Raw genomic sequence first — 17,529 nt, forward strand, 5'->3', positions numbered from 1 at the left:
GTGTTGTTCAATTCAGGCCCCCGCGCCTGCTTACAGACCTTTCAGCAGCTGTGCGACCTCCGCCTGTGCGGCGAACTTGTCACCCAGCTTGGCCAGCTGGTCGAGCTGGGCTTTCGCCTCAGCCTTCTGACCCGCCTTGATCAGCGCCCGCGCATAGTTCAAACGGATCACCGAAGCGTCGGGAGCGAGCTCGAGCGCCTTCCTGAACAGATCGAGAGCGCGGGAAGTGTCGCCCTTCTCGGCCAGCAGCCCAGCCAGAGTATCCATCACCGCTGGCTGATTCGGTGCCAACTTGTTGGCCTTCTCGGCGTATTCGATGGCTTTCGGGTCCTTCATCTGCCCACTCACCCAGGCCAGGTTGTTGAGCATCATCGGATTGTCCGGCTGCGCTTCGAGCAGCACGCGGTAATGCTTCGCCGCGCTGGCGTAGTCCTTGTGCGAACCCGCCAGCTCGGCGAGGTACAGGCGGAAGCGCACGTCCTTGGGATGCTCCTTGAGCCAGGTCTCGGCGAACTTGTCGGCCTCGCTGCCGTTACCCCCGGTGAACAGCGCCCAGTGCAGCTTGGTCGCCAGTTCGCTCGACCCGCTTTCCTTGAGCCCGTTGCGGTAGGCCGTAGCGGCGTCGCTCCAGGCCTTCTGCGAGGCGTGGGCGTCGCCCTCGAAGAGATAGCCGACGGCCTCCTTCGGCCGCTGTCTCTGCACCTCGCGGGCAACGGCGATCGCTTCTTTGGTCCGCCCGGCGTCTAGGTGGAGCATGATCAGCCCGCGCTGCGCTTCGAGCGAGTCGGCCTTGATCTGCAGTGCCTTCTGGAGGTCCTTCAGCGCCGCGTCCTTGTTCTTCGCCGCGACCTCGATCTCCGCCATGCGCAGGTAGGGCAGGACCGAATCGGGCCTGAGTGTCGCGAGCTTGCCGTAAGTCGCCAGGGCCTGGTTGTAATCCTCGGCAACCTGCTGCACGCGTCCGGCGGCATCGAGGATTTCCGGCCGGTCGGGCAAAGCCGCAAGGGCATCCTGGGCCGCCGAGAGCGCCGCCTTGTTGTCCTTCTTGGCCAGGTACCAGGCGATCAATCGCAGACGCGGCGCGCTGGCCGTCGGATCTGCGGTGACCGCGCGGGTAAGCAAAGCGACTATCTCTTCGCTGCCCGCGTTCTGTTTGACTCGCAGGTCGGCCAGCGCGACGAGCGCCTGAACGTTCTTCGGATCCTTGGCCAGAACGGACTCGAAGCGTTTCTTCGCTTCCTCCGGCTTTTTGTCCGCGAGGTCGAGGTTGGCGAGATTGGCTGCGGCCGGGAAATACGCGGGATTCAGCGACAGGGCCTTCTCGAAACTCTTCCGCGCACCGGCGAGATCCTTCTTGCCGATCAGCGCAGTGCCGCGCAGGTTGTGAGTCAGCGGGTTGTCAGGCTGCTTCTTCTCGAGTGCCGCGATCGCCTTCAGCGCCTGGTCGAATTCGCGGCGCTGGAGGTGAGCCGTGATCAGCGTCATGTCGGCGCGGGTTCCGGTGTCGCCGGCAGCGACCTGTTCGAGGTCGCGGAAAGCGACTTCGCTGTCGCCCTTGGCCAGGCTGATCATCGCCAGTGACGTCCGCTTGGTCGGATCCTTCGGATCGAGCGCCGAGGCCTTGGCGAAATAGCTGCCGGCTTTGTCGACCTGTCCGTTCTGGAGGTAGACCTGACCGGCCAGAGCGAGCAGGTTGGGGTCCTTTTCGATCTTGTCGAGGATCGGCTCGAGAATGCCGAGCGCCTTCGCCGCCCGCCCATCACGCAGGTAGCTGGCGATCAGCGCCCGGCGGGCCATTCCCAGAGGCGGGGTCTGCGGCAAAGCCTTGAGCAGGTACGTTTCGGCCTGCGGAAAGGACTGCAGCTGATACTCGATCAGACCGGCGAGCTGCAGCGCCAGTGGATTCTCGGGAGCCACGCGAAGCGTCAGCTGGATGGCATCGCGAGCGGCGGCGTAGTCCTTCTGTTGATAGGCCAGCGCAGCACGCAGGTAGAGGGTCTGCGGGTGATTGGCGGAAACCTTCTTCATCTGCTCGAGCTGCTGGCTCGCCTCGTCGAGCTTGCCCTCGGAGAGCAGCTGGCGGACGATCGCCGCATGCGCGGCGAGGTAGTCGGGCTTGATCTCGAGCGACTTGCGGTAAGCGGCGAGCGCGCCGGTCTGATCCTGCTGTGCGGCGAGAAGGTCGCCTTTGAGCTGCCACGCATCGTACAGCCCGGGTGAAGCTTCGATTCCCCGGTCGAGCAGGGCGACGGCGCCCGGCATGTCTCCCTTGCTGGCCTTGAGCCGCGCTTCGCCGATCAACGCCGGCGAATAGCCCGGCTGCGCGGAGAGCGAAGCCGCATAAGCCGCCTCGGCGAGATCGGGCTTGCCCTGCAGCAGGTAGGCCTGACCGATGGTCGTCTGCAGATCGGCCTTGGCCTCGGCCGTGGTCAGCTCGGCTTTCGCCAGGTCGTTGATCACCTTGTCCCCCTGGCCCATCGTGAGCAAGGTCCGTGCGAGCAGCGGAATGACCTGATCGTCGGGGTACTTGAGATCCTGCGCCTTGCGCAGTTCGACCTCTGCCCCGGCGGGATCTCCGCCGTCGAGCAGCGCCTTGGCCAGCAGGAATCGCGCTTCGCCACTCTGCGGATCCTTCTGCAGGACGTTCTTCAGCTGGATCACGGCCGTCTTGTGGTCGTGTTTCTGCAGGGACTCCTTGGCCGAGTTCATCAGGGCTTCGGGACTTTCGCCCCCGCATCCAGCGAGAAGAAGAGCAGCCAGCAACGCCGAAGCAGTCGCCTTGCGCAGTACCTGCGCCCGTTTGCCAATAGTCATGAGGGTTCCCCGCAGCGTCAGAAAAATACCCCTGGAAATCGCCCAGGGGGCTCTACTTCAAACCGAATCGGTGCATCATGTCGTACAGGGTCGGGCGAGTCACGCCGAGCAGTTCGGCCGCCCTGACGACGTTTCCGTCGGCGCGTGCCAGCGCCGTGATGACCACCCTGCGCTCGGCCTCGTCGCGAGCGTGGCGCAGATCGAGTGCCGCCGTCTCGCTCTGCTGCGAGTCGCTCAGGCCGATGTCGGCGGCCGTGATCTGGTTGCCTTCGGCCATGATCACCGAGCGCTTGATGCAGTTCTCGAGCTCACGCACGTTGCCTGGCCAAGCATGCGTCTCGATGACACGCAGGGCGTCCTCGCGCAGGGTCATCGCCCCGCGGTTGTTCTCGGCGGCGAAGCGACGGACGAAAGCGTGCGCGAGCAGCGCGGCGTCGCCGAGGCGGTCGCGCAGCGGCGGGATGTTGATGATGATCTCGGCCAGCCGGTAGTAGAGGTCCTCGCGGAAACGGCCTTCGCTGATCAGGCTTCTGAGGTTCTGGTGCGTCGCACAGACGATCCGCACATTGACCGGAATCTCGTTCCTCCCGCCAATCCGCTCGACGACTCGCTCCTGCAGGAAGCGCAGCAGCTTGGCCTGCAGGGCATGCGGCAGATCGCCGATCTCGTCGAGCATCAGCGTTCCGTTGTTCGCGGTTTCGATCTTGCCTGGCGTGGTCTTGACTGCTCCCGTGAAGGCGCCCTTCTCGTAACCGAAGAGTTCGCTCTCCAGCAGGTTGTCGGGAATCGCCGCACAGTTGATGGCTACGAAGCGCTCGCGGCGACGCATCGACGACTCATGGACACCGCGGGCGAGCAGTTCCTTGCCGGTTCCGCTTTCGCCGAGCAGCAGTACGGTCGCATCGGTCACGCCGACCCGCTCGATCGTCCGGCAGACGCGCAACATCTCGGGGTCACGGGTGATCAGGCCGGAGAGCACGTCCGGCTGCTGCATTGCCTGCAGCCGCTCGTTCTCGCGCTGCAGTTCATAGAGCCGGTAAGCGCGCTGGATGGTCAGCCCGAGCATGTCCGGCTCGAACGGCTTCGGAAAGAAGTCGTAGGCACCGAGCGCGATCGCGCGCAACGCGTTGGCCCGGTCGTTCTGACCGGTCAGGACGATGATCTTGGTGTCCGGCTCCTGGGTGAGGATCTCCTCGATCAGCCTGAACCCCTCGGAGACCGAGTCCGGATCGGGCGGCAGGCCGAGGTCCATGGTCACTACCGGCGGACGATGACGGCGCACCAGGTTGAGCGCGCTCTCCCGGTCGTCAGCGGTGAGCGTCTCGTACTCGTCGAAGGCCCAGCGCAGCTGCTTCTGCAGTGCCCGGTCGTCCTCGACGATGAGCAGATAGGGCAGTTTCTCGGCGCTCATTCGGAGTCCTCGGGAAGATCGACTGATTTTGCGGCAGCCGCCGATTCGGACAGCGGCAGAAGCAGCGCCACCTGCGTCCCGACATCGACCGCGCTGTCGACCGAGAGCTTGCCGCCAAGTTCATGGACGTACTGAAAGCTTTCGTAGGCACCGATGCCCATGCCGGTCGGCTTGGTCGTCTGGAAAGGCTTGAACAGCCGCTCGCGGACGAATTCCGGACTCATGCCGTGCCCGGTGTCACCGACCTCGACGAGCGCGTAGTTCCCCTGTCTGGCGACCCTGATCCACACGCGCCCGGTCTCTTCCGTGGCATCGATCGCGTTTTGCACGAGGTGCCCGACGACCCGTTCGATGCGGTCCTCGTGACCGCGCGCAATCAGTCTCTCCTCTACCGTCAGCTCCACGTCCCTGCCCTGTCTCGACTTGGCCATCTGGATGCGCCGCACCACATCGGACAGATCAATGCCTCGCGGGCTGTCCAGCGGTGTGGCTCCTTCGCGCAGCTGCATCATCAGCTGGCGCATACGCTCCACGGAATGCTCTACGGTCATCAGCATGTCTTTCTGAAATTCCGGATTGTCGCGATGCCTTTCGGCGTTCTTGAGCATCAGCGAGAGCTGGGCGACGATGTTCTTGAGGTCATGGACGACGAAAGCGGACATGCGGTTGAAGGAGTCGAACTTGCGGACTTCGAGCAGCGCTTCGCTGGCCTGCATCTGCCCGAGAAAGGCTCCGGCCTGCCGGGCAGCGGTCTTCAGCAGGTCATTGACTTCCCAGTTCACATCGATGCGCGTCCGCGCCGTCGCCAGAATGACGAAAGCGATCAGTTCGCTGCCGGTGGTCAGAGGAACGACGAGCCAGGCGTTCGGGACTTCGACCATCCATGCCGGCAAATCGAGACCGTCGTAGCGGCGGGGCAACGAGCGATACTCCTCGAGATTGATCACCCAACCGCTTTCGAGCAGGAAGGTGCCCAGCGGGCCGTCGACGTCCTCGGTCGCCGCCGAAACCGGCATGTTCCAGCAGGCCGCCTGGGCGAAGAAACGCCCCGAAGGATCCTTTAGCCAGAGGGCCCCGGCCGGACTCTCGACCATGTCGGCAAGGCCGCGGACGACGTGCTTGCCCATCGCGGCGAAACCGCCCTGCGAAGATAGCGTCTGGGTGAAGCGCAGCCATTCCTCGCGATAGTCGTAGCGATAGGTGAAGAAATGCTTGCCCACCTGGACGCGGAGCTTGGCGCGCATCGAGCCCGATATCGTCAGCCCGGCGAGGATCAGCAGGGCGACGAAAAGCACCGCAAGCTGCAGCGCACGCCCCCATTCGCCGCCGAAGAAGCGCACGTAATAGCCGGCAGCGGCCATGAACAGCAGATACGCCCCGACGATCAGCAAGGTCGCCGACTGCAGCACCGCGCGTTGCGACATGATCAGCCGTCTCTTCCAGTCGTGGCTGCGCAGCGCCGCCAGCGCGACCAGTGGCAAGCCGAGGGCATGTGCGAACCCGCGAATGCTGAAGGCGTCGACGTCGATGCGGTTGAACAGCAGGGCGTCGGAGTAGAGATACACATCGAACAGGAAAACGCCGCCCAAGCCCAGGCACAGCGGCTTGACGCTCCAGCGGAAGTCCGGCGAAACGTTGCGGAACAGCCGTTCAACGAGAACCATCCCGAATACGCTCATCGCCAGCGACGCGAAGAGAGCGATGCGCTGCGAAGAAACCGGCAGATCGATGCCCGAGACGACCATCACCTGGGCGGTAAAGCCGACCAGCACCAGGATCACCGCCAACGCCCGCAGCCAGCCGAAGCCCGTCGATGCCGGCTGGCCCTCGGTCGGCTCAGCCTTCATCAGCACCAGCAGGAAGAAATACCAGCCACCGAAGCGCAGTATGTCGGCAAGCAAGCTGCCGGCCAGGAAAAGCGCCTTGCCGGTCAACGCAAAAGCGAGGCTGAGCATTCCCCACAGCGCGCACAGGCTGACGGCGATGAACATCGCCCGGCTACGCTCGCCAGTCCGCTTGCCGGAAACGAGGTAGAGCGTCAGGAACGAGGCGAGAAATCCCGCCAGACCATAGCTCCACGCCGCCACAACCGCCATTCTGCTGTCCATCACGACCTCAAATCCTTCGCGGTCCTCATCAAAGCACGCAGCGAGCCGCTGGCCGCTGCCCCCTAGCGGGCACCCTTGCCGGTCAGCACTACGCCTACCGTCTGGAAGAGGATCACTATATCAAGGAACAAGGTGTGATTCTTGACGTAGTAGAGGTCGTACTGCAGCTTCTGGACGGAGTCATCGACCGAGGAACCGTAGTGATAGCTGACCTGGGCCCAGCCCGTCAGACCCGGCTTGACGCTGTGACGCACGGCATAGAAGGGAATTTCGCGGGTCAGCTGGTCGACGAAGTAGGGCCGCTCGGGGCGTGGCCCGACCAGGCTCATTTCGCCACTCAGCACATTGAGCAACTGCGGCAGCTCGTCGATGCGCATCTTGCGGAGGATCCGCCCGACCCGGGTGATACGGTCGTCGTTGGCCGTCGCCCAGCGTGGCGTGCCGTCACGCTCGGCGTCATGGCGCATGCTGCGGAACTTGGTGACTCTGAACAGACGGCCATCCAGACCAACCCTCTCCTGACGGTAGAAGACCGGAAAACCGTCCTCGAGGACGATCAGCAGAGCGGTGACGAGCATCACCGGCAGCGCAAGGACGAGCAGGAAAAGCGCCACCAGAATGTCGAACAGCCGCTTGACGCTCGTCCGGCGCCAGCTCTGTCTGAAACCGTCGCCGAAGATCAGCCAGCCGACGCGTAGCGAATCGAGGCGAAGCTGGCCGAGCGCCCGCTCGAAGTAGCTGGCCACGTCGAGGACCCGTACTCCGGAGAGCTTGCAGTCGAGAAGTTCGCGGAGCGGCAGCGCTCCCCCGCGGCGCTCGCGCACGGCGACGATGATCTCGTCGACCTTCAGCGAGTGGGCCGTATCGGAGAGCGACATGTCCTGCGAGAGAACGACCTGCGGCGGGACGACGATCTCGGTGTCCATGGAACTCGGATAGAAGCCGACGATCTCGATGTCCGGGTCGGACTTGCGCAGCACTCGGCCGACGCTTTCGGCGTCTTTGCCGACACCGAAGACGAGCACGCGGTGGCTGAGCAGCGACCCGGGACGACTGTGCGCCGAGTGCACCCGGCGCGCCAGCGTCGCGAAGATCGCCGCCAATCCGGAAAGCAGCAGGAAGTTCTGGTCGACTTCGGCAACCGAAAGCAGCGAAAACATCAGGTAGGCCATCGGGATGGCCAGGTAAAGCGAGAGGACCGCACGCGCGCGGGTCTCCTCTCGCGTCCGCGTGTGCGATCGCTGGTAGATGCCCAGCCAGGCGTTGAGGACGATCATCGTCAGGGCAAAGATGACCGCGTAGAAGGCGACCTTCTCGAGTTCGAGGTGCCCGCCACCGCCAGCCCAGAGAGCGGCGAGCATGACGCAGACGACCGGGAACATCAGGTCGATGGCCACCTGAGCGACAGTCTTCCGATGAAACCAGAGATTGAAAACCTTGATCACGATAGACCCCCTGCAAGCACGACCCCGGACACTTCCCGCCGACGCACCGAGTGACTGTCCCGCGAATCAGGAAAGCTCGGCGAACGCTACGAGAGCAAGGCTATCACCGCGAGGGAGCGCCGACCGTGATCTAGTGCACACGGCGGGCACGATGCCCATCGCAGCCAACCGGGGAGACCTCCGAACGAACTCAGCGAATGCCTTGCAAAGCTTTCGCAATGTCGCGATATAATGGAAGATTGTGCTTCTTGACTGGAACGCGTATGCTGGCATTATACAATGTCGGCTGTTTCCGTCGTTTCAGTGGCCGATCGCGGGGCCCCTGGCGATCGCCGTGGGTCGAGGAGCAGAGCGTAGCAGACCAGCAGATGGAACAGGAAAGCCGGACGTGGCATGTCCAGTACGCTCGAGACGATGCCCAGCGCCAGACAGCCAACCAGCCCGCCGAGCAGATAGGGAGCGAGGGAGTCGTCGTGCGCTTGTGCGGTCCACAGATTGCGCAGGGCGAGACCCACCAGGGTGAGTTGCACGAACAGCGCAATCGCTCCCTGCTCGATGACGATCTCGAGGAACAGGTTGTCCACGTGCCAGGGCAGGAAATAGTGGTGACCGGCAAAGAACCAGCGCGCCAGCCCATCGGAGAAGTCGCCGTTGGCCAGCAGGTGCCGCTTCTCGGGACCGACGAGGTCCAGCTCGTCGATGTCGACGAAGTCGGCGAGCCCGTACAATCGCAGGTCGAGGAAGGCGAGTCTCGGCCAGGCCGAGCGCGGGAAGAGCCGCTCGTCGACGGGCAAAGGAACACGGAACGAATGCCACTGCTCGCCTCCCGCCGGCACGACGAGCTGGCGGCGCAGACAGGTCTCGGCGTAAAGCAGGTGGGTCCGGCAAAGACCGAGGTCGACGATCGCCAGCCGTGGGGCACGAAGCTCGATGGTCAGCAGATGCATCCCGGGCGACGGGTCGGGAACGCGCTGCAGCAACGCGAACTTCCCGCGCAGTCGCGGGTTGCCTGGCGCAGCCAGAAGGCGCAGAGGTCTCGCCCCGCCTTCGCCGACCAGGCTCAGGCGCCCTGGTAGCTCCCGCCCGGGCACGCTCTGCGAATAGACCGCCGGGTAACGGCCAAGCCCGATGCCGAACAGGGCGTCGGCCGTGTCCGCGAGCAGACCGAGGCTCTCCGACCAGTGGCGCAGGCGCCCGCCAAGATCACGTTCACCAGCGGCAAGACGGGTGCCCATGAATTCGCCGATTCCCACGATCACCGCAAGCTCGAGGCCCAGCGCGAGGATCAGCAGACGGTTGCCCCAGACCCGCCAGCGCGGTACTGCCGCGTCGGGTGTGGCAGGAATCGCCAGCAGCATCCGTCTCTGCACCGACCACCGCTCGCCCACCAGCGCGCAGAGAACGGCCAGAGCGGCCCCGAGGTAGACGCCTCGCGAGAAAGTCGTCAGGCAGGCATAGCCGGCGAGCAGCGCCAGCAGCGAAGCGATTACCCAGTGCCGGAAGTCCCTGGCATGAGCGACGGCGTAGACGGCAAAAGGAGTGGCGAGAACCAGATAGGCGTCGAGCGCAGCGCCGCCGACGTGCATTTCCCAGAACAGCGCAGTCGTCCGGTAGGGTGTCGAGAAGTCGAACAGCCCGGGATAGCCACCACGCTCCCAGACGATCGCCGCACAGGTGACCGCGAGGCCGCAGACCATGCCCAGGATCAGGCATCGGCGGGCGAGTGCGGGCCGGGTTCGCAGGACAGCACGCAGGGCCGGGGCCAGAAGGAAGGCGAGCAGGAAGCTCTTGGCCACGCGCAGACTGTTCAGCGGCTCCTCGTATCCCTGAAACCAGTCGAAGCGCGTGCTCCCCGCATCGATCAGCCCTCTGCCGAGCGCCAGCAGGTAGAGGCAGGCCAGTCCGACGAGGCCGCTCCAGGCCAGGCGGACTCGTCGTGAAGGAGCCTCGCCGGGCGCCTCGAAGAGCAGGCGCAGGCGAGTGCCAGCCAGGGCGCCCAGCACGAGCAGGTCAAATTCATCACCGCCGATCCAGCCCGTCCACGGCGAAAGGCTGGCCAGCGGCAGCAGTGCCGGCACGACGGCCAGCCAGAGCGCCGGAAACAGGCCGGCCAGCAGCGCCCAAGCGATGAACAGCGACGGCAGTTGCGCGGCCCACAAGGGGTGGTGAGCGGCGACGAACAGACCCATGGCTGCCGCCAGGATGGCAACCGCGCCGTGCCCGGCCCGCGCAACCGGCTCGGCCAGGCCTGCCCTATGGCCGGAGCACATCGGCAACCGCGTGCGCCAACCGGCAGCCGGCCGGTACGGTGACACCGGCAGCCGGAAGCGCCTGCGCGCCACTGGCGATCAGCACGATCCTTTTTCGGGCGGAAGGCGTGGCCATACCTGTCGTCTCTTCGTCACCGGGCGAACCGGCGAATGTCTGGTCATCGGCAGAGCGGCGGCTGCACACTCGGCTGTGCCGTGGATCATGCGCGCGACGTGATCGACGGCGGGCGTCCGCGCTCTGCTGAAGTCGGCTCTGGCAGACCGGCGCACCGGCCGCTCGGTCAACATGAAGTGGGCGGCCAGGCCGGCAAGACGCCCACGGCTTGCCAGCAGGCGCGTTATGCCTTCTAATCGGCAGCCGTGGTCTGGCGACGGGCCCGACCAGAGGCAGGCCGGCGCCGGCGATCCGCCGGGATTCTCGCGTGCGGCACGGAGAGACAAGTGATGTTTTTCCTGGAATGGTGGCACTGGATCGTCCTCGGGCTGATCCTGATGATCGCCGAACTGGCTTTGCCGGCGTTCTTCGTGGTCTGGTTCGGCCTCGGCGCGATCGGCTTGGGAATCATCCTGCTCGTCGTTCCCGACCTCGCGCCGTGGTTGCAGATTCTCCTCTGGGCCGGGCTGTCGGCAGCCCTCGTCGGTATCTGGTTCCGCTACCTCAGGCCACGCACGGTGAGCGCGGTGGGCACGTCGGCGGCGCACGTCGCCGGCGAAGTCGGCGTTCTGGCAACCGACCTGACGCCGGAAACGCGCGGTCAGGTTCGTTTCCAGAAGCCGATCCTCGGTGCCGACGCCTGGGAATGTTACGCCGATACGGCGATCAGGGCCGGCGAGCGCGTACGCATCGTCGTCGTCGAAGGAAGCTACATCAAGGTGGAGCGTGCAAGATGACCGGAATGACCGTCGTTTCCATCGTCCTCCTCGTCTTTGTCGCGGTGACCGTCGCCAAGGGAGTGCGCATCGTCGCCCAGGGTGAGGAGTGGATCGTTCAGCGACTCGGGAAGTACCGGACGACGCTGCTTCCCGGCCTGCGCTTCATCATCCCGTACGTCGACGCGGTCGCTTACAAGGTGACGACCAAGGACATCATTCTCGATGTCCAGGAGCAGGAGGTGATCACCCGGGACAACGCGGTGATCGTGGTCAACGCGATCGCCTTCATCAAGGTCACCGACCCGGTGAAGGCGGTCTACGGTGTGCAGGACTTTGCCGAAGCGATCCGCAACATGATCATGACCACGCTGCGCTCGATCGTCGGCGAGATGGAGCTCGACCAGGCGCTGTCTTCGCGCGACACGATCAAGGCCCGGCTGAAGGCCGGTGTCGCCGACGAAGCGCTCGACTGGGGTCTGACGGTCAAGTCGGTCGAAATCCAGGACATCAAGCCCTCGGCGTCGATGCAGCGGGCGATGGAAATGCAGGCCTCGGCCGAACGCGAGCGCAAGGCGATGGTCACCCGCGCCGAAGGCGAGAAGCAATCGATGATCCTCAACGCCGAAGCCCGCCTCGAGTCGGCGAAACGCGATGCCGCGGCGCAGGTCACGCTGGCCGAGGCGTCGGCACAGGCGATCGGCAAGATCAACCGGGCCTTCGGCGAGAACGAGCTGCCGATGCTCTACCTGCTCGGCGAGAAGTACGTCGCCAGCCTGACCCGGCTCGCCGAATCGGCAAACAGCAAGATCGTGCTCCTGCCGGCCGACCTCCAGAGCAGCCTGCGCGGTCTCCTCCAGCGCGCCACGCGGAGCGATCAGTGAGCCTCGCGCAGCGCCGCCGCGCCGATCACCCGCCCGCGGGCGCTCGCCGCCTCGGCGGCGAAGCTGGACCGGACTGCGCGCAGGGGAATCGTCGATGAACGTCGGCTGGTTCGTTTTCGGCGCCTGCGTGATCTTCATCCTGGCCGCAGCCATCCCGCTGCTCAAGGAGCGCGGCAGCGAACGTCGCACGCCGCTGCCGCCGCGCCAGGAGCCGCGCGGACGACAGCACGAAACGCTGCGCGGCTGGCGGGACGAGCGCTGACAGCATCGCCCGCGCCAGTCGCCGAAGCCGCCATGACGCGGCCTCTCGCGCGTGGGCAATCGGGGCCGGCTCGCCAGGACGCTTGCCCAGCGCCTCAGTCGATCGCTGCCTCGCGCAAGACGTCGCGAATCTGCAGCAGCACGCCGGGCTGATCCGCGTGCTGCTGTTCGCCGAGCAACGGCAGCGCCGGCCAGCCCGGATCAACCCAGTCCAGCCCGGCAAACTGCCGGCTCGCCTGGTAACGAGGGATCACGTGGAAATGGACGTGATGATCGACCATCATCAGCATCAGGTAGTTGATGGCCTGGAAACCGAAGGTCGCCGCGACGGTCTTCTCCGCGCAGCGCACCAGTTCGGACAGGTCGGACATCTCATCGCGGCTGACCTCCGAAAACCGGGCAGCGTGGCGATTGAGGGAAAGAACCCCGCAGCCGAGCGTTGCCTGCGCCGGCCTCACCGACCAGGTCCATGAGTCGTTCGCCCGGATCAGCAGTTCCGCGACCTCGAACTTGGCGCGAAACGCTGACAGGATTGCCGATTCGTCGATCATTTCGATCCCTGCACGTCTGACAAAGTGGCCACCTTAACAGAACTCGCGGCGTGCCGGGCAGAGCGAACATCCGGCGCGGTGGCCGCGCCGGCCACCCGGGTTCCCGACGCCTGGGTCAGACGACCAAACTGTGTCACACTGCGAACTCGCCGGCGGAAATCGGACGATCGTCCGAACCGCCTGCCAGAGGAGAAAGGACATGACGCGATACGGTTTCGTCGCTTCGGGTGGGGGCTACCGGAGCTTCTACAGCGAGGGTGTGCTCGTCTGGATGAAGAGGAACGGTCTGCCGGTCGTGCATATCAGCTCGACCAGTTCCGGAAACAACATCGTCGTCGATTATCTGCTCTGGGACTGGCAGCGCGAGGAACTGCCCCCGGTCCTGACGCGCACGGTCAGGCTCAACGTCACCGACATCTTCCACATCTTCTCCAATTTCCTGGGCCTGCGCCCGCAGCTCCTGCCGACAGGGACACACTTGTTCACCGTCGACAAGAAGACGTGCCGCAAGTCGCTGCTCCTCGACGACCCGCAGCGCCGCGAGCTGCTCGCCGAGCATCTGCGGTCGACCCGCTGGGACATCCGGACGACAAACCTGAGTCAGCGCCAGGCGCGGTCATTCAGCGTCAACGAAATTCTCGGGACCATCGACGACTCGACGCTCGACGCGTTCATGGACGTCTTCCTCGCCGGGATCACCACCCTACCCTACTTCCGCGCGATCACCCTCGGCGGTGATTACTACATCGAAGGAGGCTATCTCGACAACACGCCTTTGCGCACGCTGTTTGCCGATGACGAAGTCGATGAGATCGTCGCCGTCGATTTCACCGACTACGACTATCACCGCGAACTCGACAAGCTCTACCGGTCAACCTCGTTCATCCTGCCGTTCAACAGCATCGACACGCATCTGCTGGTCAGCGACATGCAGCTGACGCTGCCCAACACGCGAATCTTCGAGCAGGCAAGGCTGATCAACGAGATGCTCGGAATGATCGGCAAGGAGAGCGCCGAGGTCAGCGGCAGGCGCTATTACCGCAAACCGCTGCACGTGCTGCGACCGAAGGATCTCGAAAGCATGACGATATCGCTCAAGGACAGCAGCGCCCAGAAGCGCTACTTCGAACTCGGTCAGCAGGAGGCTGCAGCTCTGTTCGGCGAAAACCCTTCGCTCAACCCGTCTGCGGCGTGCTGAACCGCGCGCTGGCGCGCATCGCCTCGCTCCCGTCGGGCCCCTGCGCTTCGAGAGCAAGGCCGCCTTCCTCGGGCGAACACAACAGCCGGAACGGCGCAAGATCGAAGAGCGGCGCCAGCGCGCGGAAGCTGAATTCGCCAATCGGCCGTTCAGCCTCTGCCCGGGCGAATTCACAGAGGAGCAGCGCAGTCAACGGACCGTGCACGACCAGCCCCGGATACCCCTCCTCGGCCATCGCGTAGGGGCGATCGTAGTGGATCCGGTGGGCGTTGAAGGTCAATGCCGAGAAACGGAAGAGCAACCGCGGATCAGGCGTGACCAGCCGCGTGCGCATGCCGCTCGCGGGCGGCGACCAGCCGGCGACCCGCGGACGGGGAACGGCAGGACCCGGCTCGCGATAGACGATGTCCTGCTCCTCTTCGAGGTGCAGATCACCGTTCTGGAAGAAGCGATGGACCACCGAGACGAAGGCCAGCGGTCCCGACCGGCCGACCTTGACGCTGACCGCGCGAATTTCCGATTCGCGCGTTGCCGAGCGACCGATGATCAGCGGCCGATGAAAACGCAGCCGTGCACCGGCGAACATTCGCCTCGGGAAAGGGATCGGTGGCATGAATCCGCCACGCTCGGGATGTCCGTCTGCGCCAAGCCGCGCCTGCGCGACACGCGGAACGAAATAGAACCAGTGCCAGAGCGGCGGCAGGCAACTGCCCCTGTCGATCGGCGTCGTCGTGTCGTCGAGCATCGCCGCTGCGGCCAGCGCCGGAGCCAGGCAAAGGTCGTCCTCGGTCAGCTCCCGACGTCCGACCCACGCCGCGTACTGATCACCTGCCGTCGCCATGATGGTTCTCCTTTCAGGGTGGATGAGGCGAATTCTCTGCGCGCCCCGCTGGCTCGCCCGGGAAAGCGGCCGAGGGCAACTCCACCGGGGCGGCCTCCCGCAATCGGGCGATCGTTCCGCCCGGACCCGAGATTTGCGCATATACTTCGCTCATGCCGTCGGGCAACGAGCCGCCGCCGCGGCTCAGACCCCGCATTCTCGGCGGCGCAGCAGTGAGGTGCAAGCATGACCCAGGCGCCAGGCGCATGGCAAGACCTGTCGGGCCTCTCCGGGCGGGCATCCAGCACAGCCGAGCGGATCCCTGCGCCGTCCCCTGTCCCGACCGGCGGGCGTTGAACGAATCGCCGCCAGCACGGACGGGATAACCGGCGCGAACGAGCCGACGACGATGCACGTCCGATCGACCGGCAGGAGGCCCTTCTGGAGCCTCGCGCCGCAGGCGAAGCGCCACGGGGGCGGCGCATCCGGTCGGCTCCGGTCCTGGCCAAAGGCGTGGCGGCAACGCTGCGCGGTGGCCGGCCGTCACAGCGATTCGCCAGCCGCGGGATCTGGCGGGCGCACCCAGGCCTTTGCCCCCGGCCACCCATCACGTTCCTGATCAGGGAGACTGCCATGAAGCTGCCGATCCACTTCTACAAGCCACTGGCCATCGGCGCACCCCAGCCGCTGCATGATCTTCCCGTGCGGCCCGAGCGGATGATCCACTTCTTCCCCCCGCACATCGACAAGATCCGCGCCAGGACGCCGGAAATCGCCCGGCAGTGTGACGTCGTCTGCGGCAATCTCGAGGACGCGATTCCGATCGACGCCAAGGGCGCAGCCCGCAGAGGCTTCATCGAACTGGTCGCCGGCCACGACTTCGGCGACACGGCCGTCTGGGTGCGTGTCAATGCGCTGAACAGCCCCTGGCTGCTCGATGATCTCGGCGAGATCATCAGCCAGGTCGGCAACCGGGTTGACGTGATCATGATCCCGAAAGTCGAGGGACCATGGGACATCCATTTCGTCGACCAGTACGTGGCCCTGCTCGAGGCGAGACACTCGATCAAGAGGCCGATCCTGCTCCATGCGCTGATCGAAACGGCCCAGGGAGTGACCAACGTCGAGGCCATCTGCGGGGCCAGCCCGCGAATGCATGGCCTTAGCCTCGGCCCGGCCGACCTGGCCGCTTCGCGGGGAATGAAGACGACCCGCGTCGGCGGAGGCCACCCGGGCTACGGCGTGCTCGCCGACCCGATCGCCGGTCAGGCCCAGCGGGCCTTTTCCCAGCAGGACCTCTGGCACTACACGCTCGCGCGGATCGTCGATGCCGCGGTGAGCCATGGCCTGCGCGCCTTCTACGGCCCGTTCGGCGACCTCAAGGACGAAGAAGCCTGCGAGGCCCAGTTCCGCAACGCCTTCCTGATGGGCTGCACGGGCGCCTGGTCGCTCGCACCGAATCAGATTGGTATCGCCCGACGCGTTTTCAGCCCGGAAGTCAAGGAAGTCCTGTTCGCGAAGCGTATCCTTGAAGCGATGCCCGATGGCAGCGGGGTGGCGACGATTGACGGCAAGATGCAGGACGATGCGACGTGGAAACAGGCGCGGGTGATCGTCGATCTGGCGCGACTGATCGCCAGGCGAGACCCGGAACTGGCCGCAGCCTATGGGCTTTGACGCACTCACCAATCAGCAGACGAGGGAACGCCAGTGAGCGGGAAGACCAGCCTGGGCAACTTTTTCGAGGATTTCTCGGTTGGCCAGAAGCTTGCGCACGCAACGCCGAGGACGGTCAGCGAGGGCGACATCGCGCTATACACCGCGTTGACCGGTTCGCGATTCGCACTGAACTCGGCCGACACCTTCGCGCAGACGCTCGGCTTCCCGAGCGCGCCGCTGGACAGCCTGCTGACGTTCAACATCGTCTTCGGCAAGACGGTACCCGACTTCTCGATCAATGCCGTCGCCAATCTCGGTTACGCAGCCGGCCGCTTCGGGCACGCGGTATTTCCCGGAGATACGCTGGCCGCCGACTCGACGATCATCGGTCTGAAGGAAAACAGCGACGGGCGAAGCGGGGTCGTGTACATCCGCTCGTGCGGAGTCAATCAGCGCGGCCAGATCGTCGTCGATTTCTGCCGCTGGGTGATGGTCCGCAAACGCGATCCCTCGTCGCCGGAAACCGAGCCGGTGATCCCCGAACTCCCCGAGGCCGTGCCTACCGCCGAGCTGATCGTCCCGCCGGGAATCCGCATCGAACAGTACGACACGACTCTGTCAGGCAGTGACGATTTCTGGGAGGACTATCAGGTCGGCGAGCGCATCGATCACGTGGATGGGATGACCATCGAGGAAAGCGAGCACATGATGGCCACGCGCCTCTACCAGAACACTGCCCGGGTCCACTTCAACCAGCACGCCGAGCGCTCTGGGCGGTTCGGACGCCGGATCGTCTACGGCGGCCATGTCATCAGCCTGGCGCGCGCGTTGTCGTTCAACGGCCTGGCCAACGGCTTCAGTGTCGCAGCGATCAATGGCGGACGCCACGTCGCGCCGACCTTTGCCGGCGACACGCTCTATGCCTGGAGCGAAGTGATCGACCGGCTGACCATCCCGGGACGCAGCAACGTCGGCGCACTTCGCCTGCGCACTGTGGCGACCAAGGACAGACCCTGCAACGATTTTCCGCACAAGAACGCCGAAGGTCACTACCAGTCAGGCGTCGTCCTCGACTTCGACTACAGCGTGCTCATCCCGAGACGGGGCTGACGGCGTCTGGCGAGGCCTGCACAGGCCGCGCCAACGGCCTGCCGATCGGCACCACGCCAGCGGTTCGAGGCAACCGATCGACGGACGCGAACCGTGTGCTCCGGCAAGCCCGTGCTCACCGGCGACGA

14 protein-coding genes are annotated in these 17,529 nt (G+C 65.1%); 7 read left to right on the forward strand and 7 right to left on the reverse strand.

All coding sequences use genetic code 11. The features are described 5' to 3' along the window. Positions 1-30: 30 nt before the first annotated feature. The 5 genes from prsT to NFW05_RS16400 form a co-directional block, all read right to left on the reverse strand. Positions 31-2,814 carry an XrtA/PEP-CTERM system TPR-repeat protein PrsT gene (gene prsT / locus NFW05_RS16380; protein WP_295309401.1) on the reverse strand — a complete coding sequence of 928 codons (2,784 nt, stop codon included), beginning with the start codon at positions 2,812-2,814 and terminating at the stop codon, positions 31-33. A gap of 52 nt (positions 2,815-2,866) precedes the next feature. Further along, entirely contained in the window at positions 2,867-4,225 is a 1,359-nt protein-coding gene (gene prsR / locus NFW05_RS16385) for a PEP-CTERM-box response regulator transcription factor (RefSeq protein WP_295309403.1), read from the reverse strand. Then, the gene (prsK, locus tag NFW05_RS16390) at positions 4,222-6,333 is read right to left on the reverse strand and encodes an XrtA/PEP-CTERM system histidine kinase PrsK (RefSeq protein ID WP_295309405.1); all 2,112 of its coding nucleotides are present in this window, start codon (positions 6,331-6,333) and stop codon (positions 4,222-4,224) included. The genes prsR and prsK overlap by 4 nt, the downstream gene beginning before the upstream one ends. Before the next feature lie 62 nt (positions 6,334-6,395). Beyond that, positions 6,396-7,778 (reverse strand): TIGR03013 family XrtA/PEP-CTERM system glycosyltransferase, encoded by a 1,383-nt coding sequence (locus NFW05_RS16395; protein ID WP_295309408.1) that lies wholly within the window; start codon positions 7,776-7,778, stop codon positions 6,396-6,398. 272 nt (positions 7,779-8,050) lie between these two features. After that, on the reverse strand, positions 8,051-9,967 hold the full coding sequence (locus tag NFW05_RS16400; protein WP_295309411.1) for a hypothetical protein: 1,917 nt from the start codon (positions 9,965-9,967) through the stop codon (positions 8,051-8,053). Between NFW05_RS16400 and NFW05_RS16405 the strand changes: the two genes are divergently transcribed. From NFW05_RS16405 to NFW05_RS16420, 4 genes are all read left to right on the forward strand, one after another. Then, complete coding sequence (locus NFW05_RS16405) at positions 9,966-10,265, forward strand: hypothetical protein (protein WP_295309414.1); 300 nt, start codon at positions 9,966-9,968, stop codon at positions 10,263-10,265. The genes NFW05_RS16400 and NFW05_RS16405 overlap by 2 nt on opposite strands. A 227-nt stretch (positions 10,266-10,492) precedes the next feature. Then, a complete protein-coding gene (locus NFW05_RS16410) occupies positions 10,493-10,939 on the forward strand; it encodes an NfeD family protein (protein ID WP_295309567.1) in 447 nt (148 codons plus the stop codon). After that, the gene (locus NFW05_RS16415) at positions 10,936-11,802 is read left to right on the forward strand and encodes an SPFH domain-containing protein (RefSeq protein ID WP_295309418.1); all 867 of its coding nucleotides are present in this window, start codon (positions 10,936-10,938) and stop codon (positions 11,800-11,802) included. Before NFW05_RS16410 ends, NFW05_RS16415 begins: the two co-directional genes overlap by 4 nt. A gap of 94 nt (positions 11,803-11,896) precedes the next feature. Then, positions 11,897-12,064 (forward strand): hypothetical protein, encoded by a 168-nt coding sequence (locus NFW05_RS16420; protein WP_295309422.1) that lies wholly within the window; start codon positions 11,897-11,899, stop codon positions 12,062-12,064. A gap of 94 nt (positions 12,065-12,158) precedes the next feature. Here NFW05_RS16420 and NFW05_RS16425 read toward each other — a convergent pair whose 3' ends face one another. After that, positions 12,159-12,614: an HIT family protein gene (locus NFW05_RS16425; RefSeq protein WP_295309432.1), complete on the reverse strand. Its 456-nt coding sequence runs from the start codon at positions 12,612-12,614 to the stop codon at positions 12,159-12,161. A gap of 199 nt (positions 12,615-12,813) precedes the next feature. On the opposite strand from NFW05_RS16425, the gene NFW05_RS16430 reads away from it, so the two are divergent. Further along, positions 12,814-13,812 carry a patatin-like phospholipase family protein gene (locus NFW05_RS16430; protein WP_295309439.1) on the forward strand — a complete coding sequence of 333 codons (999 nt, stop codon included), beginning with the start codon at positions 12,814-12,816 and terminating at the stop codon, positions 13,810-13,812. Here NFW05_RS16430 and NFW05_RS16435 read toward each other — a convergent pair. Beyond that, complete coding sequence (locus tag NFW05_RS16435; RefSeq protein WP_295309442.1) at positions 13,790-14,653, reverse strand: MaoC family dehydratase N-terminal domain-containing protein; 864 nt, start codon at positions 14,651-14,653, stop codon at positions 13,790-13,792. The genes NFW05_RS16430 and NFW05_RS16435 overlap by 23 nt on opposite strands. Positions 14,654-15,265: 612 nt before the next feature. On the opposite strand from NFW05_RS16435, the gene NFW05_RS16440 reads away from it, so the two are divergent. Then, complete coding sequence (locus tag NFW05_RS16440; protein WP_295309444.1) at positions 15,266-16,309, forward strand: CoA ester lyase; 1,044 nt, start codon at positions 15,266-15,268, stop codon at positions 16,307-16,309. Between the two features lie 33 nt (positions 16,310-16,342). Next, a complete protein-coding gene (locus NFW05_RS16445) occupies positions 16,343-17,401 on the forward strand; it encodes a MaoC family dehydratase (RefSeq protein ID WP_295309447.1) in 1,059 nt (352 codons plus the stop codon). The last annotated feature ends 128 nt before the right edge of the window (positions 17,402-17,529 follow it).

The sequence above is a fragment of the Accumulibacter sp. genome (genome assembly GCF_023806625.1).
Taxonomy (GTDB): Bacteria; Pseudomonadota; Gammaproteobacteria; order Burkholderiales; family Rhodocyclaceae; genus Accumulibacter.